General features: G+C 48.4%; 17 protein-coding genes and 1 tRNA gene. 7 read left to right on the top strand and 11 right to left on the bottom strand.

The window, feature by feature from the left end:
- Positions 1-38: 38 nt before the first annotated feature.
- The gene (locus EDD77_RS11705) at positions 39-890 is read right to left on the bottom strand and encodes a TIGR02452 family protein (protein ID WP_058964401.1); all 852 of its coding nucleotides are present in this window, start codon (positions 888-890) and stop codon (positions 39-41) included.
- Positions 891-1,197: 307 nt separating this feature from the next.
- On the opposite strand from EDD77_RS11705, the gene EDD77_RS11700 reads away from it, so the two are divergent.
- Together EDD77_RS11700 and EDD77_RS11695 are read left to right on the top strand one after the other, a co-directional pair.
- Positions 1,198-2,049 carry a tocopherol cyclase family protein gene (locus tag EDD77_RS11700; protein ID WP_058964400.1) on the top strand — a complete coding sequence of 284 codons (852 nt, stop codon included), beginning with the start codon at positions 1,198-1,200 and terminating at the stop codon, positions 2,047-2,049.
- 113 nt (positions 2,050-2,162) lie between these two features.
- Positions 2,163-2,238, top strand: a tRNA-Ala gene (locus tag EDD77_RS11695).
- A gap of 270 nt (positions 2,239-2,508) precedes the next feature.
- Here the strand turns inward: EDD77_RS11695 and EDD77_RS11690 are convergent.
- The 9 genes from EDD77_RS11690 to EDD77_RS11650 form a co-directional block, all read right to left on the bottom strand.
- A complete protein-coding gene (locus tag EDD77_RS11690) occupies positions 2,509-2,913 on the bottom strand; it encodes a type II toxin-antitoxin system death-on-curing family toxin (protein WP_058964399.1) in 405 nt (134 codons plus the stop codon).
- Positions 2,910-3,152 carry a hypothetical protein gene (locus EDD77_RS11685; protein ID WP_058964398.1) on the bottom strand — a complete coding sequence of 81 codons (243 nt, stop codon included), beginning with the start codon at positions 3,150-3,152 and terminating at the stop codon, positions 2,910-2,912. Before EDD77_RS11685 ends, EDD77_RS11690 begins: the two co-directional genes overlap by 4 nt.
- Before the next feature lie 50 nt (positions 3,153-3,202).
- A complete protein-coding gene (locus tag EDD77_RS11680) occupies positions 3,203-4,918 on the bottom strand; it encodes a site-specific integrase (protein WP_058964397.1) in 1,716 nt (571 codons plus the stop codon).
- Positions 4,902-6,473: a hypothetical protein gene (locus EDD77_RS11675; protein WP_058964396.1), complete on the bottom strand. Its 1,572-nt coding sequence runs from the start codon at positions 6,471-6,473 to the stop codon at positions 4,902-4,904. Before EDD77_RS11675 ends, EDD77_RS11680 begins: the two co-directional genes overlap by 17 nt.
- Before the next feature lie 207 nt (positions 6,474-6,680).
- Positions 6,681-6,971, bottom strand: coding sequence for a DUF6809 family protein (locus EDD77_RS11670; RefSeq protein ID WP_058964395.1), 291 nt, complete (start codon positions 6,969-6,971; stop codon positions 6,681-6,683).
- 13 nt (positions 6,972-6,984) lie between these two features.
- Positions 6,985-8,493: a PDDEXK family nuclease gene (locus EDD77_RS11665; protein WP_058964394.1), complete on the bottom strand. Its 1,509-nt coding sequence runs from the start codon at positions 8,491-8,493 to the stop codon at positions 6,985-6,987.
- Between the two features lie 21 nt (positions 8,494-8,514).
- A complete protein-coding gene (locus tag EDD77_RS11660; protein WP_082669605.1) occupies positions 8,515-9,630 on the bottom strand; it encodes a tyrosine-type recombinase/integrase in 1,116 nt (371 codons plus the stop codon).
- Positions 9,620-9,859 carry a helix-turn-helix domain-containing protein gene (locus tag EDD77_RS11655; protein WP_058964392.1) on the bottom strand — a complete coding sequence of 80 codons (240 nt, stop codon included), beginning with the start codon at positions 9,857-9,859 and terminating at the stop codon, positions 9,620-9,622. The genes EDD77_RS11660 and EDD77_RS11655 overlap by 11 nt, the downstream gene beginning before the upstream one ends.
- Positions 9,860-9,959: 100 nt before the next feature.
- A complete protein-coding gene (locus EDD77_RS11650; protein WP_132587395.1) occupies positions 9,960-10,151 on the bottom strand; it encodes a hypothetical protein in 192 nt (63 codons plus the stop codon).
- A gap of 172 nt (positions 10,152-10,323) precedes the next feature.
- On the opposite strand from EDD77_RS11650, the gene EDD77_RS11645 reads away from it, so the two are divergent.
- The 5 genes from EDD77_RS11645 (at position 10,324) to EDD77_RS11625 (ending at position 20,772) form a co-directional block, all read left to right on the top strand.
- The gene (locus EDD77_RS11645; RefSeq protein WP_058964391.1) at positions 10,324-10,536 is read left to right on the top strand and encodes a helix-turn-helix domain-containing protein; all 213 of its coding nucleotides are present in this window, start codon (positions 10,324-10,326) and stop codon (positions 10,534-10,536) included.
- A 62-nt stretch (positions 10,537-10,598) separates the two neighbouring features.
- Positions 10,599-13,430, top strand: a complete 2,832-nt coding sequence (locus EDD77_RS11640; RefSeq protein WP_058964390.1) for an SNF2-related protein — start codon at positions 10,599-10,601, stop codon at positions 13,428-13,430.
- A 16-nt stretch (positions 13,431-13,446) separates the two neighbouring features.
- Positions 13,447-16,629: a site-specific DNA-methyltransferase gene (locus EDD77_RS11635; protein ID WP_058964389.1), complete on the top strand. Its 3,183-nt coding sequence runs from the start codon at positions 13,447-13,449 to the stop codon at positions 16,627-16,629.
- A gap of 4 nt (positions 16,630-16,633) precedes the next feature.
- Positions 16,634-17,548 carry a DUF2971 domain-containing protein gene (locus EDD77_RS11630; RefSeq protein WP_058964388.1) on the top strand — a complete coding sequence of 305 codons (915 nt, stop codon included), beginning with the start codon at positions 16,634-16,636 and terminating at the stop codon, positions 17,546-17,548.
- Between the two features lie 8 nt (positions 17,549-17,556).
- A complete protein-coding gene (locus EDD77_RS11625; protein WP_242868388.1) occupies positions 17,557-20,772 on the top strand; it encodes a DEAD/DEAH box helicase family protein in 3,216 nt (1,071 codons plus the stop codon).
- A 126-nt stretch (positions 20,773-20,898) separates the two neighbouring features.
- Here EDD77_RS11625 and EDD77_RS18095 read toward each other — a convergent pair whose 3' ends face one another.
- Entirely contained in the window at positions 20,899-21,039 is a 141-nt protein-coding gene (locus tag EDD77_RS18095) for a hypothetical protein (RefSeq protein ID WP_156417378.1), read from the bottom strand.
- Between the last annotated feature and the right edge of the window lie 1,154 nt (positions 21,040-22,193).

Below are 22,193 nucleotides of genomic sequence, written 5' to 3'. Positions count from 1 at the left end.
CACCTGTAAGAGATGGCCTGTTAAAACTGAGGAAAGGATTATCTTGTCAGAATCTGCTGGAAGGTGCGGTAGTTGGAATCATCCCGGGGTGTGCAATAAACTGCAAATTCCACCGTTCGGAAGGCGTGTGCAAAGTCGGGCAGGACGTCACGGAAGGCGCCCGCGACCACTTCAGGTGGATTGCAGAATGCACCACAGCCAAAAGCGCCCAGAATCAGTACCTCGGCGCCATGGATAGCAGCCACCGACAGAATCTTGCGAGCGCGTTGCAAATGCAGGGTGCGAATCTGCTCGCGGGTCAGCCGGACCGGTGCGCCATGCCCGGGGTTCATGTAGTTGTTGGGCTGCGGGCGCAGATTGGGCGCCGCACAGGTGATTACATCCACCGGGTAGATTTTGCCTTTGGGCAGTCGCTCGGGAGAATTTGTGTCGGTCTTAATTACCAGAACATCCGGCGTATAGATGCATGCATCTGTATAGGTGACGTCGTCCCGATCGCGATGCATCTGGTAGTAGCTTTGCCAGAGATCATTGCCCAGCAGGCAAGGGTACAGAGTGCTGCAACGGCACAGTGCTTCTTCCTGGGCGGAGCTGCCGCGAAGAACACCGCCGCCCGGGTTGGTGGCCGATGCAAAGTTCAGTACGGCAACCTTCTGGCCGGTATATTTCCCGGCCGCCTGAAGCGTCCGTTCCGTCGAAACAAGGATGTGCATATCCTCGGAAAAACGTGCAAGCAGTTCCGGTGCAGGAGAAACTGCGCCGGGGACATAGAATTTGGTACCGTGCCTCGATTTGCGAACGGCGTCTTTCAGCATTGCGTCCTGTGTGTACCAGGTGCGGGTATCTTCAAAAACAGATATATTCTGTTGCCGTTTGTCCATATAAGGCATATTTTTTTCTCCTTTTTCGATTGATCTGGTTCGGTTTTCCGTATGGAGCATGAGAAAAACAAATACCGTTTTGCTTGTTTTCTGCTCCTGAGTAGTTGCTTTACAGGTTCAATTTACCAGCGGATTACTATCATTATAATAAAAGCTGTGTCCCATAAAAGGGGCAATCGGAAACTTTTTCAGAAATGTTTTGAAAACACTGATGACAGGGCTGTTTATGGGGAATGCTGAGAATAAGATGATTTATCAGACCCGGTGCTTCCGCAGGAAATCCGATGGTTGCCGGTGAAAGAAAAGGAGCATGCAAATGAAACCGTCATTTTGCGGGTGGTATTTTAAGGTTCAGTCAAGCGAGTGCAGTATTGCGCTGATTCCGGCGGTGCACGGGTCAACGGAAGAAAGTGCGGCCTCTCTGCAAATCCTGTGGGGCGAACAGAGCGGAGTGATTCCAATGCGGGCAGATCGAGCGGCTGTGAGCTGGGCCAGCCCCAGAGCGATTCTGGGAGAAAATCTGTTCTGCTCACGCGGTGTTTCGCTTTCGGTCAGGAGTGCCCATTGGAACATACAGGGGGTGCTTCGCTTCGGCCCACTGCAGCCATTGCACATGCCAATTATGGGCCCCTTTGCGCTGCTGCCATTTATGGAGTGCAGCCATCGGATTGCCAGTATGAAGCATCGGGTGGACGGGACACTGTTTGTGAATGGAAAACGTATCCGGTTCGAAAACGCGGAAGGGTATATCGAAGGCGACCGGGGCCGTTCCTTTCCCCGAGAATATGCCTGGAGCCAGTGCCTCTTTCCGGAAGGTTCATTGATGCTGGCTGCCGCCCGGGTGCCGGTGGGGCCGATTGCCTTTCCCGGTGTAATTGCACTGCTGCGAATCCGGGGCAGGGAATACCGCTTTGCAAGCTATCTGGGGGCAAGGCTGGTGAGTGCCCGGGGTGGCTGGATGGAGATCCGACAGAGGAACCTTGTTCTCACAGCGGAACGGATTGGTCAGGCGGGGCAGCCGCTGAATGCGCCGGTCTGTGGCGCAATGACGCGAACGATCCACGAAAATCTTTGTTGCCCGGTTCGATATCAGCTGCGGAAGGATGGTTCCATTTTGTGGGAACTGGAAACTGACCGGGCTTCCTTCGAACTGGAATACCCCTGTTAAAGCAGAAAAAGAACCGGTGAAAAACGGATGAAAAATTTTTTCGTTTTCCTGTTGACATTTCGAAATACAGCTGATATAATAATCAAGCAGTCGAGAGACGGCACACATAATCTGGGGGTATAGCTCAGCTGGGAGAGCGCTTGAATGGCATTCAAGAGGTCAGCGGTTCGATCCCGCTTATCTCCACCAGAAAGCATCCATCGAAAGATGGGTGCTTTTTTCTTGTGTTTATGCGGGTTTGCGGGCGGTTCTGTGTCACGGAACCGCCCGCAAACCCGTTTTTTAAGAGGATGCTTTGCTCCCCGTTTTCTGTTGCATAATGAACGGATAATGAATCCGCTCCATAACGAAAGTGGCACCGGCCAGACTTGTTATCAAAAATCCATAAAAGTATGCCCGAACATCTGGTTTCACGTCCGTCAAAACATAAAATTTCATGCCTTTGTTTTGTGCATGATGTCAAGTTGGATCAGGCTGGGAAAGCTCCCCTGTCTTATGCTTGTGAATCCAGCCCATAACATCTTCGTAATCCAGCGTGCCGTCGGCCATACCAAGGCCCAGAGAAATCAGGTCAGCATCAGAGTACTCCATTGCCACGCCGTTTACGTCCAGGAAGATGAGCAGTGCATAGGCACCGATGCGCTTATTTCCATCCAGAAAAGCATGGTTCTTAGTGAGGGTAACTCCCAGCTTTGCTGCTTTCTCTTCGATACTGGGATAAAGCTCCTGGCCTCCAAACGTGGCGAAGGGACCTTGCACAGCGGAATCAAACAGACCTTCATCCCGGAGACCATCCAGCCCACCGGTCTCCTGCATAAGGAACCGGTGAAGCTGCATTACTTTTTGTGTGGACAATACAATCATTTTGCCAACTCCTCAAACGCTGCCCGGTGATTTTTGAAAATGCGGGTGGCGGAAATCCCAATCAGCTCGTCATCTGATAAAAGCAAGCGCGGGTCCGCTTCAATGTCCAGCAATAAGTACTTGGGCCGGTTGCCTTTCAAGATCACGGCTTTGCCACGCTGGTCGGCAATCCTGGTTGCTCGAGAGAAATTTTGGTTGGCTTCAGTCACGGAAATCATTTCGCGGGTATCAAGCAGCATAAAAAAACCACCTCCTTTTTCATTATACCAATAAATAGGTTGTATTCAACCTATTTATTGAGCTTCTCGTTTTTTGCCATCTTTTTCAACGCATCCAAAAATTTGCCTTCTGACTGGATGGTATACATCTCTTCGGTCGCCAGCAAAGCATATCGATTCGGGTTTAGCCGGAACTCATCTTCATACTGGATCTTCCACATGATTCCGTCTCCCGAAAATGTCACGTGATTAAAGGGCTCAGAATCCTCAACAACGATTTCCCAGGATGTCTCGGGTGGAATCGTAAATTCCACGGAGCAAGCAGGTACTTCTGTTTCACGGTATTTCTTCCCCAGATTGTATTTCAAAGAGTGTGCGGCGTGAAACAGGGTCGGACTGACATGCTTCAACAGGCAAAGACGATATATTTCGGCTGGTGTTGGGCCACAAGGGCCTGATCGCTGGCGTACATTTTTATTCAAGTGCCCCATGAAGAAATAAATCTCGTTGGTGTCAACTCCGCTCATCGTATATAACCAGGTGCAAAAAAATCGGCGTAGAGCATGCGGGGTCAACATACCGAACAAATATTCATCCTGGCTTGCTTTATCAAAGGTGCAGGGGCGATTTCGGCGCATTGCTTCCAAAAATTCAGGCTGGCGCAACAGCTGGGGAATCTGTTCACTCAATTGATGCATATGGGAGGCAACGGTAGCGGGGGCGTTGGAATACATAGATTCTTCCGGCTGGCCAATGCGCAGCAGCAAAGAAATATCGCCATACCGCAGTTCAAGATTTTCACGCTCCGCCATCAGCCGTTCTCCGAGTTCCTGTGAAATTGGAATGAGCCGATAGGAGGGGTCTGTCTTAGGGTATTCCGTGCGTGTATTTTGCCGACTAAGCTGACCGCTGACCCGTACAAAATACATGCGCCCCTGTGAGCCATCTACATACCCGACAGAACAAAACAGCAGGCCTCCATATTCGTTGATTCGCAAACCTGTATCTGCCAAGATCCCTATTTGTCCGTCCAGCACATCCGTATCGCACAACTTACTCAGAAGGTCACTGGGCAAATTGCGGGCATGATCGGTACGCGCAAGAAGCAGCTTTTTTCGTGAGGTTTTTCCTTGGTATCGCGAAGGAGTCAGAGCAATATCGTAGTCTTCTGTATTGCGCAGAAGTTCCAACAGTCGATATAAAAGATACAGCCGTGTCTTAGCCGAGGCGGGTGGTGTCAAGCCAGGAACCCATTCATTGTCTTTTTTTGTGTCCAGCAATGCCGCACGACAGATATTTTCCTGTATCAGTATTTCCGTATCTGGTGTGAGCGTGCGATAATCAATACCCTGCAGAGCTTCTGTCATATAGTCATACTGTTGCCGATACTTATAACAGGTGCTCTGCGCCCACTTGTATTTGGCACTATACTTGTTAAAAAATGCCTCTTTTACCGATTTTGCGATTACTGCCAGATCTGTTTCTTGTGACAGCTTGCCACAATCAGATGGAGTATACAACCCCCGCTGCTGCATCAGTCCGAGCAGTTTATTGATAACGTCCGGGATGCGATTCTTCTCAATATCTTCCGGGTTTAGGCCGGATACAAAGCGATTTACCGGCTCATCGCTGTCTTTTCCGTACAACTGCCGTTTGGTGATTTTCCTCTCGTTTTCGTCGAGCGGCGTCACCAACGCGCGGCAAGGGTATTTTGTGTCTTTAATGTTCTTTGGATAGCAAAAGTTCACCCGAAATTTCACACCACTGTATTCAATAATTTTTGTCATCGTGTTTTTCCCTCCATCTGGCCGATATCGCGCAATGCGATGAAATTCTAAAGTTCTGGAGTTCCCGGGTGCTATTCCGAACCAGCAGCACGCGGCGTTTCAGCAAAGCGGGCTCATAGGGAGAAAAGCGCTTCAAATGCAGATAGCGCGCTACGGCATACTGGTTGCCTAGAAGGTCAAGATAGGATTCTTCGTCCATTTCGGTCCAGGCCATCCCGAACATAGCGTGCAGCATCGGTAGATTCGCTCCGCAGAGACCGGCAACATACTGCGCATCCAAGTAAAGTAGTGAGTAGCTTGGTTCCTTAATCGTCATCTCCGTTTTTCCGTCCCGTGTGTGTGGAATCGATACGCTCGGAATTTCTGCTTCCCGAAGAAGCTGTTTGATGGCAGCTTCCATCTGAAAGGGAGCGAGCGATTCTTTGCGCAATATCGAATAGGAAAGTCGCATTTTCTCAATTTGAGCAAACGAATATCCCTCTTCTTGCAGCCGCTCAACATATTGGCGAAGAATATCCGCTGCCCATGGATACAGCACCACCTTGCGCAAACGCTTTACAGGCATATTCTCATTGTTAAGACCAGCAACAGTCGCGTCGGTGTTTTGGCCGTATACGATTTTCTCAACTGTGATGGTCACACAGATTTCGTTGCACAGTGTCAATTGGTCAATATCGCCATAAGTAAGTGCTGCAATCTCACGAAGATCAAGGCCGGAGTACACCAAAGCAACGATAAGCTGTTCGTGACAATAGCCCTGGTCAGATAAAAGGGTAAACAGCGCGCAGCGCTGACTATCATCCAAATGTCCTGGGAAAATGCTGTTTGACAGTTTGCGGTTTTGCTGCTTAGTCATCTCGATTGCATCGGCCAGTTCCAGTGCGCTTTTGCATTCAGCAAATCCGCTTTCCACAATGGTACGAAACAACTCGGTGTAGGCGCGTTTTGTATTCCTGCGTTTTGTATCTTTTGCATGCGTCTTTTTGAGCAGGCGGTTGATTTTGTCTTTTTCTTTTTTTGCCTGTTCTTCGGTGGCAAGTTCATCCAGACGCTTTTCCTTGATAACCGGAAGAATCGTCGTGTGCAATGCCGACATAAGATTCGGCCGGTCGCCTGGTGTGGCGGTGCGGAACAAATCATCGCCCATGTACTCTACAAAATCCGCAACAGTAGGGCGTCCTGCTGCAACAAGACTTTCCCATATTGGACGATAAAGCAGTTTGGCAATGAGCGCCAAACGCGGATATAACTCCTTTTTCGCCAGTTTGTCTGCGTCGGCTTCCGTTTTGCCGCTACACTGCTGCTTAAACTTTGCGTTGGGATTTCTTACTGTTTTTTTGGCTATTTCGCGGATCTCATGTACAACAGCGGTAGCCAGCGCCGGGCGCTCATTACTGCGACGCAACAAGGCTTTATACAGCTCGGCGTTTGTGTAGGGACAAGTTGTGTTTGGGTCAATTAAATTGCATTCTGCCGTAGGGATGCCTTTCTTGGTATATGTCAGGTGGCGCAGAGTGCCTCCGTAAAATGGAATATCATGTTTGGAATGTGCCATATAACTTCCCTCCCTTCCTTACAGAAGTTGGTGCTATTTCGCTTCCTCTGTTTGTATCATATTCACTTTTCGGGGTGGTCGCAGCGAAAAAGCTGTTTTAATTGTGAACATTTTGTAAATTCTTGCGTTATTTGCAAAAAAGACAGAACAGCGGACCCGGAAATGTTCCAGGTCCGCTGTTCGCCGTTGTCATTATCGGTGTAGTTTTCATTCCTTTTCGGAAATGCCTTTTTCCCGCATCAGAGTCTGTGCCTCCTGCATCAGCAGAAGTCCTGCGGAAAATCCGTGCTGAAAGCTGCCGGCGCAGGCAGCAGCTTCGGCGTCTTGGATGTAACACATCAGCTGTTCCAGAAGGAGATTATCCTCCTGCCCAATGCTCTCCATCAGCTGAACGCGGAAAAGTTCCGCCGCCCGCATGGCTTCCCGGTAGTCCTCGCGGTCCATAAATCCGGTTTCACCCGGACGGAAATCTCCGTTATAGATAGCATCCAGAATCATTTTTATTTCCTCCTTATACAGACAGTTCTTTTTCCTGATGGGTCGCCAGCAAAAACCGGTAGGGTTCGCTGGGTGTACCATCCGGCAGGTTGGGTGTCGGCAGGCTGTTCATCTGCTCTGCCATTTCCCGGATGGCATCGTTATATTTGGCCGTCAGCAGAATTCCCCGGGTGGGTTGGATGCCCTCCAGCACCAGGCCATCCCAGTACATCCGCAGCTGGTACAGGTCCTGTGGTTCCGCTTTACGAGTCTTCAGCTCGTAGATGTCGCATTTCCCGTTCGCTCCTTTGTCCACCACATCCACGCGGGTACCGGTGGGCCAGACGGAGATTTCACTGGTCACATCGTCCTCCGGATTGGCGGCCTTGAGGATTTTCATCCACTTCTTTTTCAGTTCATCCTCGCTGAATGCGGCGGCATTTTTCTGCGGCGGGAAATCCGTCAGTGCTTCAAAGACCACATCCCAATCCGGGTCGTTGCGGTCGATGCCGGTCTTGTTGTTGAGAGTGGCCAGAACGCCCCGTGGAAGCTCCGGGAGAATCAGTTCTCCCACAAAATCGTTGTAGCTGTTGTGCCGGCAAAGAGGGCTGCCGTCTTCCCGATGCCAAACTTCCCCCAACTGGGCGGTGGCAATTACCCGCTTGCCCAGCCGGATATCAATGCCCTGTGTGGGCTGGCTGCACTGGTAGTAGAACCGGGCTTTGCTGCCCTGCACCAGATGTTCCTGTTTCGATTTATCGAGGGTACCATGGACGTAGGTCACTGGCACTACCTGGCCGCCCAGCTCCACCTCCAGCTTTTCGGTGCGGCCCATCATCATGGGGACCGGGATAGGTGGAACCAGCAGGCTGCTCTGGCCCACAGTCACCGCAATTTTGGCGCTGGGCTCCAGCGTGACCGGGTCCAGCTCCAGATAGCCTCGATACGCAACGCCCAGATGCTCAATCAGCCACATCCGAAGAGTGACCAGGTCGCTGAGCTTTCGGTTGCCCTGTCGCTGCAAGGTGCGGGCGATAGCCATCGGTACCCGCACATGGATAACCGTGGAGGGATCGGGCCACTGGAGATTCAGCCCTTCCGGCAGGTCAATGGTATCGGTCATTTTGACGGTCATGTTCAGGTCAAAGGGGCCACTGACCTTGAAATACGGGCCGGGCTGACTGCGGGTGTAGATGCACCAGTCACCGGTGCCGCCGGACAGGCAGGCCAACGCGTTGTTGAGGCCGTAGCCATGTTCATTCAGGCGGTCGTTGCTCAGCGGAGCGCTGCCCAGCTGAAGCGCATTGGTAAGGGCGGCGAGCTCCATGCCACAGCCCCAGTCGGACACCGCAATATTGAGATAATTTTTGTCCTCATCCGGCGCCAGCGCCACGCAGACGCGGGCCTTTTCGCCAGGCAGAGCGGCGGCGAGTGCGTCGTCACACAGCTCACAGATGCCCTGATGGCAGAGCATCCCCTGCCGGGCAAGCCCCTCAAAGGCTTTGGGGGTGATGTTGATGGAGATGTTGTATTCCTTTTCCACGATTTATACCTCTTTCTATAATCAAATCAGTTGTTCCAGTGCAGTCACGGCACTGGCCAGTGTATCGCCGGAAATATGAAGATAGTTTCCTGTGGTCTTGATGTCAGTGTGACCGGTGAGCCGGGCAATGGTCTCCATGGGTACGCCCTGACGCTGCAAAAGGGTCACATAGGTGTGGCGGCAGCAGTGGGGCGAAAGCCGGCGTACATCCGGGTATTTCTCCAGCAGTCGGTAATACTTGCGGCGCACTGTGCCGGTGCTATAGAGCAGGCTCTCCTGCCGGGGTGCACACCAGAGAAACGCTTGTCCGCCGTTCTCCCGCAGCCAAAGCGCAATATGATGATACTTGGGCGCGATAGGGACAACTCGCCGGCTGGTGTAGCTTTTGGGGTCTCCCAACTTGGGGATACCATCTACCATCTTGACGGCCTTGTTCACTCGGACCCAGCTGCCGTCCTCGGCAATGTCCCGGGGTGTCAGGGCCAGCAGTTCCTGCAAACGCAGGCCGGAAACAAGCATCAGGCGAATGCTGTTGCCTAGCAGATTGTCGGGCAAGCCGATGAGCAACCGCTCAGTCTCTTCCACTGAGAACGCATCCTTTGCGTGAGTTTTGTTTTCCTTGCTCAGCTGTTTGGTGGTGCGGAAAGCCCGCCGGGCGTAATTCTTTACCACCAGGTCATCCGCTTCGGCCACATCCAGAATCTGAATCAGCATGGACCGGCATTTGCTGATTTGAGAAGCAGAGTAGCCTTTAGCTGCCAGTCCGTTGACAAACTGGTTCACCTGTGCCACCTTGATATCGTTCAGTGGAAGCTTACCAAAGGCACCGTTCAACAGCTTCAAGGTGTAGCGATAGTTGGCATAGGTAGACTCCTCTACCTGAGAGCGGTAGGCCTCATACCAGCGCTGGGCATACTCTGCGAATAGCGGTATTTCGGGCGTTTCCTGCTCGGTAACCTCCTGCTTGTTCAGAAGATACTCCCGCAGCCGGGCCAAAGCCTCTGCTCGGGTGGGGGCCGTAAAGCTAACGATATGGCGCTTTCCCTTATCGGTGTAACCATCCATAACTTGACTCTGCCAGCTCCCGCTGGGGAGCCGGTGGACAGATCCCTCCCCCTTTGCGCGTTTACCCGACATGGAAGGCCACCTCCTTCTGGACAGGGGTCAAATCGGCCGGGACGCGGGTGTGCTTTTCCACCCAGGCCAAGAACAGCTGGGTAGGAATACGGATGGACGATCCCAGCCGGCAGACCGGGAAATCCTTACGATGGGTCAGTTCGTAAGCTGCCGAGGTGCTGATGCACAGATAGCTTTTCACGTCCGCTACGGTGAGGTAGCTCTTTTCAAATGTAGTTTCCTTTTTCATGTCAGTTCTCCTTTATATATCAGGTGTGAATTTCTGAGAACTGCCCTTTCCGGCTTGTTTTGCATGGGCCGGCATGTTATGATGAAAGGGCAGAATGGACTTATTTAATAGTGGGTTGATTTTGCGCTTGCCGTGTTCGGGTGGCCGCCTGAACACGGCTTTTTTGTTGGAACGCAGCAAACTCTCTCACAGCCATCAGGCAAGGACAACAACCAAACCGGCGGCTTCGATGGTCCGGGATGTTATCCACTTCATAAATAAAGTGGCTGCAGGTGCGTACAGCGTTTTTCATTGTAATCGGCCTCCTTATGCTCGAAATCTTTGAGGTGGTGTTTTCTATGTCTTTATTATACACGAAATCATTTATGATGTCAATGATTTTATTTATTGTATCGTGAAAAAATATATAGTATCGTTGACGGCGTAAACGATACTATATATAATGAGAAATGAGGTGATGTAAAATGACCGTAAAACAACTGATTGATATGGCCTGTGCCTATTCTGGCATGTCCAAAGCGGATTTGGCACGCAATGCCGGTTGGTCGCCCCAGACACTTTCCAACCGGCTCAACACAGGGAAATTCAGCATGGAAGACTGGGAGAAAATCGGCAGTGCCCTGGGCGCTACCGTAAAAATCGTGATTGAATTCCCGGATGGGAAAAGAATTGAGTAATTTTGGATAAATAAAAGCATAGCGCACAGCGTTTGTATTCTCGTGAAAAGTGGGCGAAGTATATGATTACACAATATCATGCAAAATACTATGCCAATCTGCTCAGTCAAAAAGCACTGGGTGGGGAATTGGATAGCCTGTCACAGTCTCTGCTCAATGCAACGGTTGATATTAACCCGCACCAGATTGAAGCGGCGTTATTCACCTTTCAATCTCCTCTTTCCAAAGGCTTGATTATGGCCGATGAAGTAGGTTTGGGGAAAACGATCGAGGCTGGTCTGGTCATATGCCAATACTGGTCTACGGGGAAACACAAAATTATCGTTGTCTGTCCCGCTTCGCTGCGAAAGCAGTGGAGCTTTGAGCTGACAGATAAATTTGGAATTCCCAATGAAATCCTTGATACCAAAAACTATAATGAGTATGTTCGGATAGGCAAAAATCCTTTTTTGCAACGCAAAATCGTGATTTGCTCATATTATTTTGCAGCCCGCAAAATGGAAGAGATTCGTCTGTGCGGATTTGACCTTGCAGTCATTGATGAAGCACATAAGTTGCGGAACGTATATAAAAAGAACGCAAAAACCGCCCAGGCGGTCAAATATGCCCTTGCGGATGCCAAAAAGCTGCTGCTTACGGCTACACCGTTCCAAAATTCGCTGATGGAACTTTATGGTTTGACCAGCATTATAGATGAAAACATTTTTGGAGATAGCCGCTCTTTTCGCTCTGAGTATGTCGCGGAAGGGAACATCGCCGATTTACGGGCGCGCCTTGCACCTTATTATATAAGAACGCTGCGCAAGGATGTTACGGAATATATCAACTATACCAAGCGGCTTCCGCTCACCCAGAAATTTGACGCTACAGATTTGGAGCAAACGCTGTACAACGAAGTATCTGAATTTTTGCGCCGCGATGACTTGTATTCAGTTCCTCGCAGACAGCAGATGCTTACCACGATGATTATTCGTAAAATTCTCGCCTCTTCTACATATGCCTTATTGGGTACTCTGGAATCCGTCAAATCCCGTCTTGAAAAGATGTTGGAAGAGGAGTGCGCCAGGCAGCTGTCCATTACCGACTGGATCGAAGCGGAGGAGATGGGGCTTTTAGAGGATAGCGAGGATTTAGAACCGGAAAGTGATGCGGACGAAGGTCAAATCAACAAGGCCAAATTGCGGGATGAGATCAACACGATTCAACATTTTATTGACATGGCGAAAAGAATTCCTTGCGATTCCAAAGCTAAGTCGCTTTTGAATGCTCTGGAAAAGGCGTTCTCCCAGTTGCCAACTATTGGCGCAAACCGGAAAGCATTGATTTTTACAGAATCTACCCGAACGCAAAAGTACCTGAAAGAATTTCTGGAACAAAATGGGTATCATGGGAAAATCGTGCTTTTTAATGGTTCCAATTCGGACAAAGAGTCCAATGCCATTTATAACGAATGGGCCGACAGAAACGCTTATAACGGACGTATCAGCGGCATCAAAGCGGCGGACCGCCGGGCTGCGCTGGTCGACTATTTCCGCGATACGGCAGAAATCATGATTGCAACGGAAGCAGCGGCGGAAGGTTTGAACTTGCAATTTTGCTCGTTGGTCGTAAACTACGATTTGCCCTGGAATCCCCAGCGCATCGAGCAGAGAATTGGTCGCTGCCACCGCTACGGCCAAAAAAGCGATGTGGTGGTGGTAAACTTTATCAACCAGCGCAATTTTGCGGATATGCGCGTTTTTGCTTTGTTGAGCGAAAAATTCAATTTGTTTGATGATGTGTTTGGTGCGTCGGATGAAATTCTGGGCCAAACCGATGGCGTGGATTTCGAGCGGCGTATATGGGAAATTTACCAGCAATGCCGAACCGAAGAGGAAATCGAGGCCGCCTTTGCCAAATTGCAGGACGATATGCAGGAAGAGATCGAAGGCCGCTTGGACGAAGTCAAACAGCAGGTTTTGGAAAACTTTGATATTGATGTACAGGAACGGCTTAAACTATCAAAGGAAAAAACCAGCGCGTTCCTGAATCGGTATGAGTATATCTTTTGGGAGCTCACCAAGTTTATTTTGGCTGGCAAGGCGCAATTTGACGATGCTGCCCATACATTCCGGCTTACCGAAGAAATTGGTTCTTTTAGCCAAGGTCCTTACCGTCTTATCACCGACAATGGACGGGACGGGATTCCCTATCGGCTGTCTTGCCCATTGGCGCAGTTTGTATTACATCAGGCGCATAACCTTTCGCTGCCTGCCGGTAAAATCACCTTTGTACCCAGCGAAAATGTGATGCGGGTAACGCTGCCGGAATATCTGCAAAGAGCACATGGGTATCTACAGCTTTCCAATTTGGATATTACTGCTTTTGATAATGAACAATACAGCATCTTGACGGCCTATACCGCAGACGGTACGCCGATACCGCAGGAGGATTGCGAGAAGCTGTTTTTGTGTGCTGCTGTTGCGCAGGAAGCCGCCTCGCTTCCGGACGCCGTTCTTAAAAAGCTGCAGCAGAATACCAGACAGCATATTGCCGGGAAATTGCAGACCATTGATTCCCGAAACCTTGTATACTTCCGTGCGGAAGAAGATAGGATTTTCCGCTGGGAGCAAGACAAGGTTGCGAGCTTGGAACAGGAACTGGATGCCGTTAAACGGCAGATTCGGGAAACAGAGCGTACTTCTCGGCAAGCACAGAGCATGGAAGAAAAACTGGAGGCTAACCGCCGTTTGCAGGAGCTGGAACGGCAAAAGCGAAAGAAGAGGAGCGAGCTTGCCGACCGCGAAGATGAGATTGGTGAACAACGCAGGCGGATGATTGAAGCATTAGACCGGCGAATGGTCAGGCAAACAGCCAGCCGGGATGTGTTTGCAATCGAATGGCAGGTAGAGTAAGGAGGAACCTCAAGAAATGAGCGAACGATTGGACCGTTTTGTATCCCTGATGAAAGGGATTTTTGAATTGGATAAATCCGATTTGGATTTCGGTATTTACCGCATCATGAACATCCGCAAGCAGGAAATCGAGAAATTTCTCAGCGAAGGACTCCCGCAAAAAGTGCAGGCAACGCTGGCGCCCTTTGCCCGCAACACCGGCGATATCGAAAGGCGCCTTGCTGAGATCGAACAGTCGCTTGGCGCTGATATCTCCCAATTGCCCGACAGCATCCCTATGGTACAAGAGTATAAGCAGCTGAAATCTCAGCTGGCGGCCGGTGTGGATCTGTCTGCTTTGGAGGCGGATGTATATTCGGCCTTGTACAGCTTCTTCAATCGCTATTACGATGAAGGTGATTTTATCTCCAAGCGCCGGTATAAGGAAGGCGTGTATGCCATTCCGTACGAGGGCGAGGAAGTCAAGCTGTACTGGGCAAACCAGGACCAGTATTACATCAAAACAGCTGAGAATTTCAAGGACTATTCCTTTGTTGCCCGCAACGCCTACGGCGATAGCTGCACGGTGCATTTTTTGCTGGTAGACGCCACCACCGAGCAGAACAACAACAAGGAATCCAAAGATTCCAAGCGCACTTTCATGCTCTATCAGGAAACCGAGGAACAGCCGGAACTGAAAACCTTTGAATACCGGGAAGACACCAACGAGTTCATCGTACGTTTTGTGTTCGATGTGCCGGAAGATAAAAAGGCCAAATATCTGGAGTTGAACGGTGCAGCCATTCGGCAAAAAATAGCGGCGGATTATCCGCAGCTTATGAAGATTCTTTTGGCAGATGTGTCTACCGACAAAAAGAAGACCAAAACATTACTTGACAAGCACCTGGAAGCCTATGTGGCAAAAAACACCTTCGATTATTTTATCCACAAAGATTTGAAGGGCTTTTTGTACCGGGAGCTGGACTTCTATATCAAGAGCGAAATCATCCATTTGGATGACCTGGACACCACAAATGAACAGCGTGTGGAGACCTATCTGGCAAAGGTGAAAGCCATCAAGAGGGTGGGTCACATCATTATTGACTTTTTGGCCCAGATCGAGGATTTCCAGAAAAAGCTGTGGCTGAAAAAGAAGTTCGTGGTGGAAACCAACTGGTGTATGACGCTGGACCGCATTGACGAGGCTTTCTGGCCGGAAATCGTTGCCAATCCGGCGCAGATGCAGGAATGGATAGAAATGTACGCTATTGACGAGGTAGAGGGTGATTTGGCCACTGTTGGCTGGACCAATCCGCCTACCCTTGATTTCCTGCGCCAAAATCAGAATCTCGTAGTGGATACAAAGCACTTTTCAAGCGATTTTAAGGACCGTCTGGTAGCCAGTATTGAGGATTTGGATGAGCAGACTGGTGGATTGATGATTAGAAGTGAAAATTATCAAGCATTAAATTTTTTAGCGCAATTGTACACCGGAAAAATAGATGTAACATATATTGATCCTCCATACAATACGGATGCAAGTGAAATCCTTTACAAGAATAATTATAAGCATTCATCGTTTTTGTCCATGATGGAAAATCGGCTTGCTCAATGTTATAAATTATTAGCTTCAAATGGTATGGTATCAGTAGCAATTGATGATGCAGAAATAGATAGGATGGATTTGCTGTTAGAAGCCCTTTTTTCAAAGCACGCAGGCACTGCAGTGGTTCGCTCAAATCCTCAAAGTAGGAAAACAAAAGGTAAGTTTTCCCCGCAGCATGAATATTGTTTGTTCTATACCAAAACAGAGGATACTACCCCATTCCCAATTGGCTATAGCATATCAAAATTAAAAAGATATCCTTTGTCGGATTCAATCGGTCATTATGCTTGGATGAATTTCATTCGCGCTGGAAACAACGATTTAAGGACAGATAGGCCGAAACTTTATTATCCTATAGCAGTTTCAAAAGATGATGAACTTCGTGTTTTGAATATGGTATGGAATGCAGAAACTCAACAATACGACCTTAAAGAAAATATTAGGCCAGATGAAGTTCTGGTATATCCTATCAAAATTCAAGGTGGAACAGCAATTGAAAAGAATTGGCAACGCGGTCATGAAAGAGTAAAATCAGAAATTCCATTTGGTGAATATCGTGTTAGAAGGAGCGCCGATGGCATATCTATTGATTTCAAAACACGAATGGACGAAGATGCAATGCCTACTACATGGTGGGACAAAAATGAGTATGCGTCTGCAAATTATGCGCCAACTGAATTAAAAGATCTTTTTGGGAATAAGCCGTTCGATTTTGCTAAAGCTCATAGTTTAGTAAAAGATTGTATTTGCGCATGCGGTGCTATGAAAGACAAATCTATAATATTGGATTTTTTTGCCGGGTCTGCGACAACAGGTGATGTTGTTGTTGGAATGAATCGAAATGATAGTCAAAGACGAAAATATATTCTTGTTGAAATGGGTACATATTTCGACACTGTTACACAGCCTCGTATAAAAAAAGTAGTTTACTCGGCCGATTGGAAGAATGGTAAACCCGCTTCCCGTGGCACTGGTATAAGCCACATTATGAAATATTTTTCGCTGGAAAGCTACGAAGACGCCCTTTCCAATGTGCAGTTGTCGGAAGAGAATAAATCGCTGTACGACCTGTTCGGAGAAGACTATCTGATTCACTATATGCTGGACATCGAAAGTAAAGGCAGTCTGCTGAACCTGGAACAGTTCAAAACCCCGTTCAACTACCAGATGAAAATTACCGAACGCAACGAAACCAAGACCAGGCGTGTGGACTTGGTGGAGACCTTCAACTATTTGATCGGTCTCTCTGTGGCGCGCCAAAGCACGGTCGGCTATTTCCGTTCCGAACCGGATGCCACCGGCGGCTATGAAGGTGCCGTGCGGTTGGTAAGGGACAATGGTGGAGAATATGGCTTCAAGCAGTTGGAAGGCACCCTGCCCGATGGTCGCCGCGCACTGGTGATTTGGCGCACCATTACCGAGGATTTGTTGTCTTCGAACGCCGCACTGGACGCCTATTTCACCAAGCATCGCATCAATCCTCAGGACCGCGAATTCGACGTCATCTATGTCAATGGCGACAACAACCTGGAAAACCTGCGCACCGGCGAAGAAAGTTGGAAAGTTCAAATGACCGAACTGGAATTCAAAGCCCGCATGTTCGAGGAGGAATAACATCATGGCTGAAGAAGCCCGGGAAACTTTATACCATTACTGTAGTTTAGATACGTTCTATAATATTATGGAAAACCGCAGTATTTGGCTTTCGGATATCAGCAAATCGAATGATGCAGAAGAAATAGTATTCATGACGAAGAAATGCAGAGAGGAAATTAAGAAGCGATTCAGGCCATCGGCAGATGAGGATGCAGAGAAAATAGAAAGCATTAAAAAAACCGATAGATTATTATCGCAGTTTTCTGAGAATGATTATTTGAAATGTTGGGCAATGTGCTTTAGTGAGAAAGCGGATGATTTGGGGCAATGGCGTGGATACGCCGATGACGGTCGCGGTGTATGTATCGGATTCAAAGGAGCAATGCTTGAACGTATTGCCGAATCGGGAGAGCCACCGGCAGATATAACAGATGTTTTTTTAAGAAAGGTTGAGTACGGAGAGCGCGCATGTAATGATTCCATCAAAAACACATTATCTTCGATTTTTGAATGGAGTTGTGACCAGAAAGAAATGCCTCAAAAAGTACGAGATGCGGTGCTGTCACTTGTACGCATGGCCCCTCTTTATAAAAAATTAGCATTCAAAGAGGAAGAAGAATGGCGCTTGGGTATACTAACACTTACCGAAAAAAGTCTCGCCCCAACTTTTGCCCTTCGGAATATTGAGCACAGAAAAATGGCGGGGGGAGCTGTAACAATGAAAAATTACGGTTTTACCCCCAAAAATAACACTCTGGTTTCTCACATTGAATTGGTGTTTTCAAATTTAAGGGATGCCATTGATACGGTAATCATTGGGCCTAAATCCGGGTTAAGTAAACTGGATGTGCAACTCTTTTTGATTTCTCTTGGCTTACTTGACGATTTGGAAGACACATCCATAGCAGTTATTCCATCCGAAGCATCCTATAGGTAGGTGACACTATGCCCAGAAAGAAAACACCCGAATATTACGGATTTAACGACCAGCTGGTGCTGTTTCGCTATTTCCTCAATTTGTTCGGGAAAGAAACGTTGTTCGATTTAGCAGGAAAATTGAACGATGCCGACAATGAAGGCTTGGACGAAAATCAGAATACATACTTCTATCGCTTTTTGCACCGCATCTGCACATCCAATGCCGACAAGGTGAAAATCAATCCTGATAAACTGCGCCAGTATGATGAAAACATCTGCCGTCATGTGCGTCAGATCGGAGAAAAGCGAGGCGGGCTGACACTGAAATATTATCAGTATATTGCCCTGCTGTTTACCGAAATCTATCTTGACCGTTATTTTTCGGACCGTTCAGCTTTTCTGAATGACCTGAATGCCTACATTGATCTCGTGGAAACGAAGACAATGGGGCAAATCAGTTTTGCCCATATCGACGAAAAGGATTTGAACAAGCTGGCTTTTATGTGCGCTACCGGCAGCGGAAAAACGCTGATTATGCACATCAACATTCTTCAATTCCTGTATTACCTCAAGCGTGCCCAGCGATTGGATAGCCACCTGGAAATCAATAAAATTATTGTCCTTGCTCCCAATGAGGGGATGAGCAACCAGCATTTGGAGGAATTGACGATGTCCTCCATTCCGGCGACTATTTTTCAAAAGGATATCACGGCCTATGCCCAGCGCAAAAATGATGTCGTGATTATTGACATGAATAAGCTCAAAGAGGAAGGTAAGGTCAAAACCGTTTCCATTGACAGCTTTGAGCAAAACAATCTTGTGCTGGTGGATGAGGCGCATCGTGGCCTGGCCGGCGACGTGTGGTATGATTACCGCACCCGTCTTTCGGCAGATGGTGGTTTTGCGTTTGAATATTCTGCAACCTTCAAGCAGGCATTGCGAACCTTGAATCCTAAGAAGGCCAAAGAACAGGCCTTGCTGGAAGAATACTGCAAGTCCATCATCATGGATTATTCCTATAAATTCTTCTACTTGGATGGATATGGCAAAGAATACCGCATCTATAACCTGCGTGCTGGTATTGATGAGGAGCAGCGTCATCTGTATATGACGGGCTGTCTGCTCTCTTTCTACCAGCAGCTAAAGCTGTTTGAAGCACGGAAAAGCGAGTTTGCACCTTTCCGAATTGAAAAGCCGTTGCTTGTTTTTGTAGGCAACAGGGTGACGGCTTCCACCAGTACGGCAGAACTGACCGATGTGGAGGAAGTGCTGGATTTCCTGGACAAGTTCGTAAATCAAAAAGAAGTCACCGTCCGGCGTTTGCGTGCTGTTTTGGGAGAAGATACAGGCTTAATGGATGCAAGCGGCAGAGAACTGTTCTCTCAAAACTTTCAGCCCCTGATAACACTGTTTGGCGGGTCTCCGAACCCAGAGGACGTTTATCGTGATATTTTGCGGACCGTGTTCAACAGTGACACGTCTTCGGATTCTCCCCGTCTGCACATAGAAAATCTACGGCAGGTGCCGGGGGAAATCGCCATGCGTATTGGCGATGACGGTGAATATTTTGGTGTTATCAGCATTGGCGATACAGCCGGGTTGGTCAAGAATTGCGATAAAAAGGGAATCGTTGCCAAAACGGAGGAATTTGTCTCCGAATCGTTGTTCCGCGCTATCAATTCGGCGGCATCAAATATCAAAATTCTGATTGGTTCGCGCAAGTTTACAGAGGGCTGGAATAGCTGGCGCGTTTCGACCATGGGCTTGATCAATTTTGCCAAGGGTGAGGGTTCCCAGGCGATTCAGCTTTTTGGCCGTGGCGTACGCCTGCGCGGATACGGTGGCTGCCTGAAACGAAGCCGCAAACTGGATGACCGGTCTGTAAACATTCCTCGTAATATTGAAGTGTTGGAAACACTTACGATTTTTGGAATCAAAGCGCAATATATGGAGGATTTCAAGAAGTATCTCGAATTGGAAGATATGCCCTCCAACGAAAATGTTTACGAGTTTAAGATGCCGGTAATCAGCCGGTATGACCAGGTGCAGGATAAAAAATTGCGTGTTATCAAAGTCAGAGCCGGCGCCAATTTCAAAAAGCAGGCCAAGCGACTGATATTGGATGCACCCGATGAAGGCTTTATGCAGTATCTCCTAAAAAATCGTGTAGTGATTGATTGCCGTTCCAAGGTGCAAACGATTGAATCAGACGGGAGCCTGCAGTTGCGCTCGGTTACCGATGAGCACACGCTTGACTCGCAATTCCTGCCATATTTGGATTATGACCACATATTTGAAGAGCTGGAACGATACAAAAACGAAAAGCTGTATTACAACATAAGTATTGTTAAACAGAAAATTCAGGCCATCCTGGAAACAGATGGCTGGTATGCGTTGATTATTCCGCAATCGCATCTTAGGATCGACAGTGTAGACAAGTTAGAATCTGTGGTGGATTTTTGCATCATGGTGCTGAAAAGCTACATGGACAAATTCTATAAGTACGAAAAAGAAAAATGGGAAGCTCCGCTGCTTGAATATCAGGAACTTTCCGCCACAGATAATAATTTTGTTGACGAATATAGTTTTTCGTATATTCAAGAGCATGAAGGTGACAGAAGCCCGGAAACCATTGAAGGCTTTGTGCGGGATATTTCCGCCTTGCTCCGCGACCGGAAAGGCATACCGGGATATGAAAAAAGTATTTTTTCTGGAGCGGTACTTGCTTTTGATTTCAACCATCATCTGTACGCTCCTTTGATTTGCGCAAAACAAAACGGATTGAAAATACAGATATCCCCGGTCAGCCTAAATGATGATGAAAAACTATTCGTTGATTTGTTGCATGATTATTTAGACGCGCATCCTCAGCTCCTGGCAGGTCGAACACTTTATCTGCTGCGGAACAAAAGTAAGGTTGGCATGGGCTTTTTCGAAGCTGGAAATTTCTATCCGGATTATGTATTATGGGTCGATACCCCTGATGTGCAGTATATCAGCTTTATAGACCCCAAGGGACTGACCCGTGTCCGGGCGGATGATCCCAAGATAGAGTTTTACAAAAAAATCAAAGAACTGGAAGTACGGCTGCAGCCAACAGCGCCTGACAAGCAAATCATTTTGAATTCGTTCATCATGTCTGGAACAAAATCTGTGGAGCTTAAAAATGGTGGCATATGTCAAAGCCTGAACGAGAAGAAAAACATGTGCTTTGCCTTGATAATGATGATTGTATTGATGTGATGTTCGAGAAGATGCTTCGAGTCTGATGTAACTTACCATACCAAAAAGCGAGAGCAGCCCCTGGATGCAAAGTAATGCATTTGGAGGCTGCTCTTTGAGTGATTAGAAAGATAAGTTCCGCGAGTCTCAGGCTGCATCTGAATACACGGTCGCTTTTAAGATCATATCCCGCTGGACATAATTCAGCGGCCCGGCCAGCGCGTCGACGATGTCATCGACGGTAAAGCCCCGCTCCAGCTGGGGGCCGTAGACGGTCTGGCTGGACATGTCGGCCGAAAGTAGTGCCCAGTGGAAGCGCGCGCAGTAGCCGTAGGTGGGCGCGCGGCTCAATGTCCAACGGGTAGTCCCGCGTATTGGAGAGCAGCCCCACCCCAAAATCAAAGAGGGGACAGTAGTCAAAACCTTCGCCCTGGCGCAGCACGGCGATGTTGTTCAGATGACGGTCCTCGTTGCCGGCCAGCATATCCGCTTCAAAGAACAGGGTCAAATACTGACCAAAACGGAAAGGCCGGTAGGCCGTGCGGTTTGCTCGGCTATCCAGCGTACCTTTTCGGCAAGATTTGGCTGGCGGGCATACCCCCACCCGCTCTCTAAAGGCACTCTTGAGAACGCGTACGTCCGGTTGGATAACATTTAAGGAACCATAAAAAATCGGTGGGTAGGGCTGGTATAAAACCGCTCTAAAACAGTACAAATCGGTAGGTGCAAAACCGCCAGAAATACCCACCGATTTTGCTTTTTTGCTTCCCATTTTAGTGGCGATTTGTTACAATAGGTTCACGGGATAAAGGCACCGCGATACCCACTGATTTTTGGCAAAATCCGCCACTACTCCGGATGGCAGCCGAGCGGTACAGACTTGCCACAAATACCCACCGATTTTGCCCGCTCCGGCCTCACAAATACCCTCTGCTTTTTATGGGGCAGGGGCGCGCAAACCTTGTTCTCCAGCTTTGAGAGGTGTGGGTGTGTACTGATCAAGCAGTGAGTTCTGTACCAAGTGCGCTGCAAAATTTGTCCATCCAAAGGTCGTAATGAACTGGTATTGAATCGGCATGTTTTGCGACTAAAATACAGAAACAAAAGAGCCCGAAAACGGCTTGATTCTGCGGTATTTTCCGATTTTTCTGTTTGTACTAATAGTCCTATAAAATGGCATTCAAGAGGTCAGCGGTTCGATCCCGCTTATCTCCACCAGAAAGACCTGTGATTTTAGGATCACAGGTCTTTTTTGTTCTATAGAATGCATGAAACAGCAGAGCGGCTGGCAGTATGCGGGATTGTGGGGGATTTAGATGAGGGAAGACACAAACGTTGTGAAGCGATAGGGGAACCGCATTCTGTTGGATGATGGAAAACAGGCGTGGACAGCACACGGAACAGGGGAAAAGGGCGGCTGCCTGATGGTGATGAAGAAAAAA

This window comes from Allofournierella massiliensis (genome assembly GCF_004345265.1).
GTDB lineage: Bacteria > Bacillota > Clostridia > Oscillospirales > Ruminococcaceae > Allofournierella > Allofournierella massiliensis.
The sequence above is the reverse complement of the archived record's forward strand: the minus strand, read 5'-3'. Positions and strand labels throughout refer to the sequence as shown.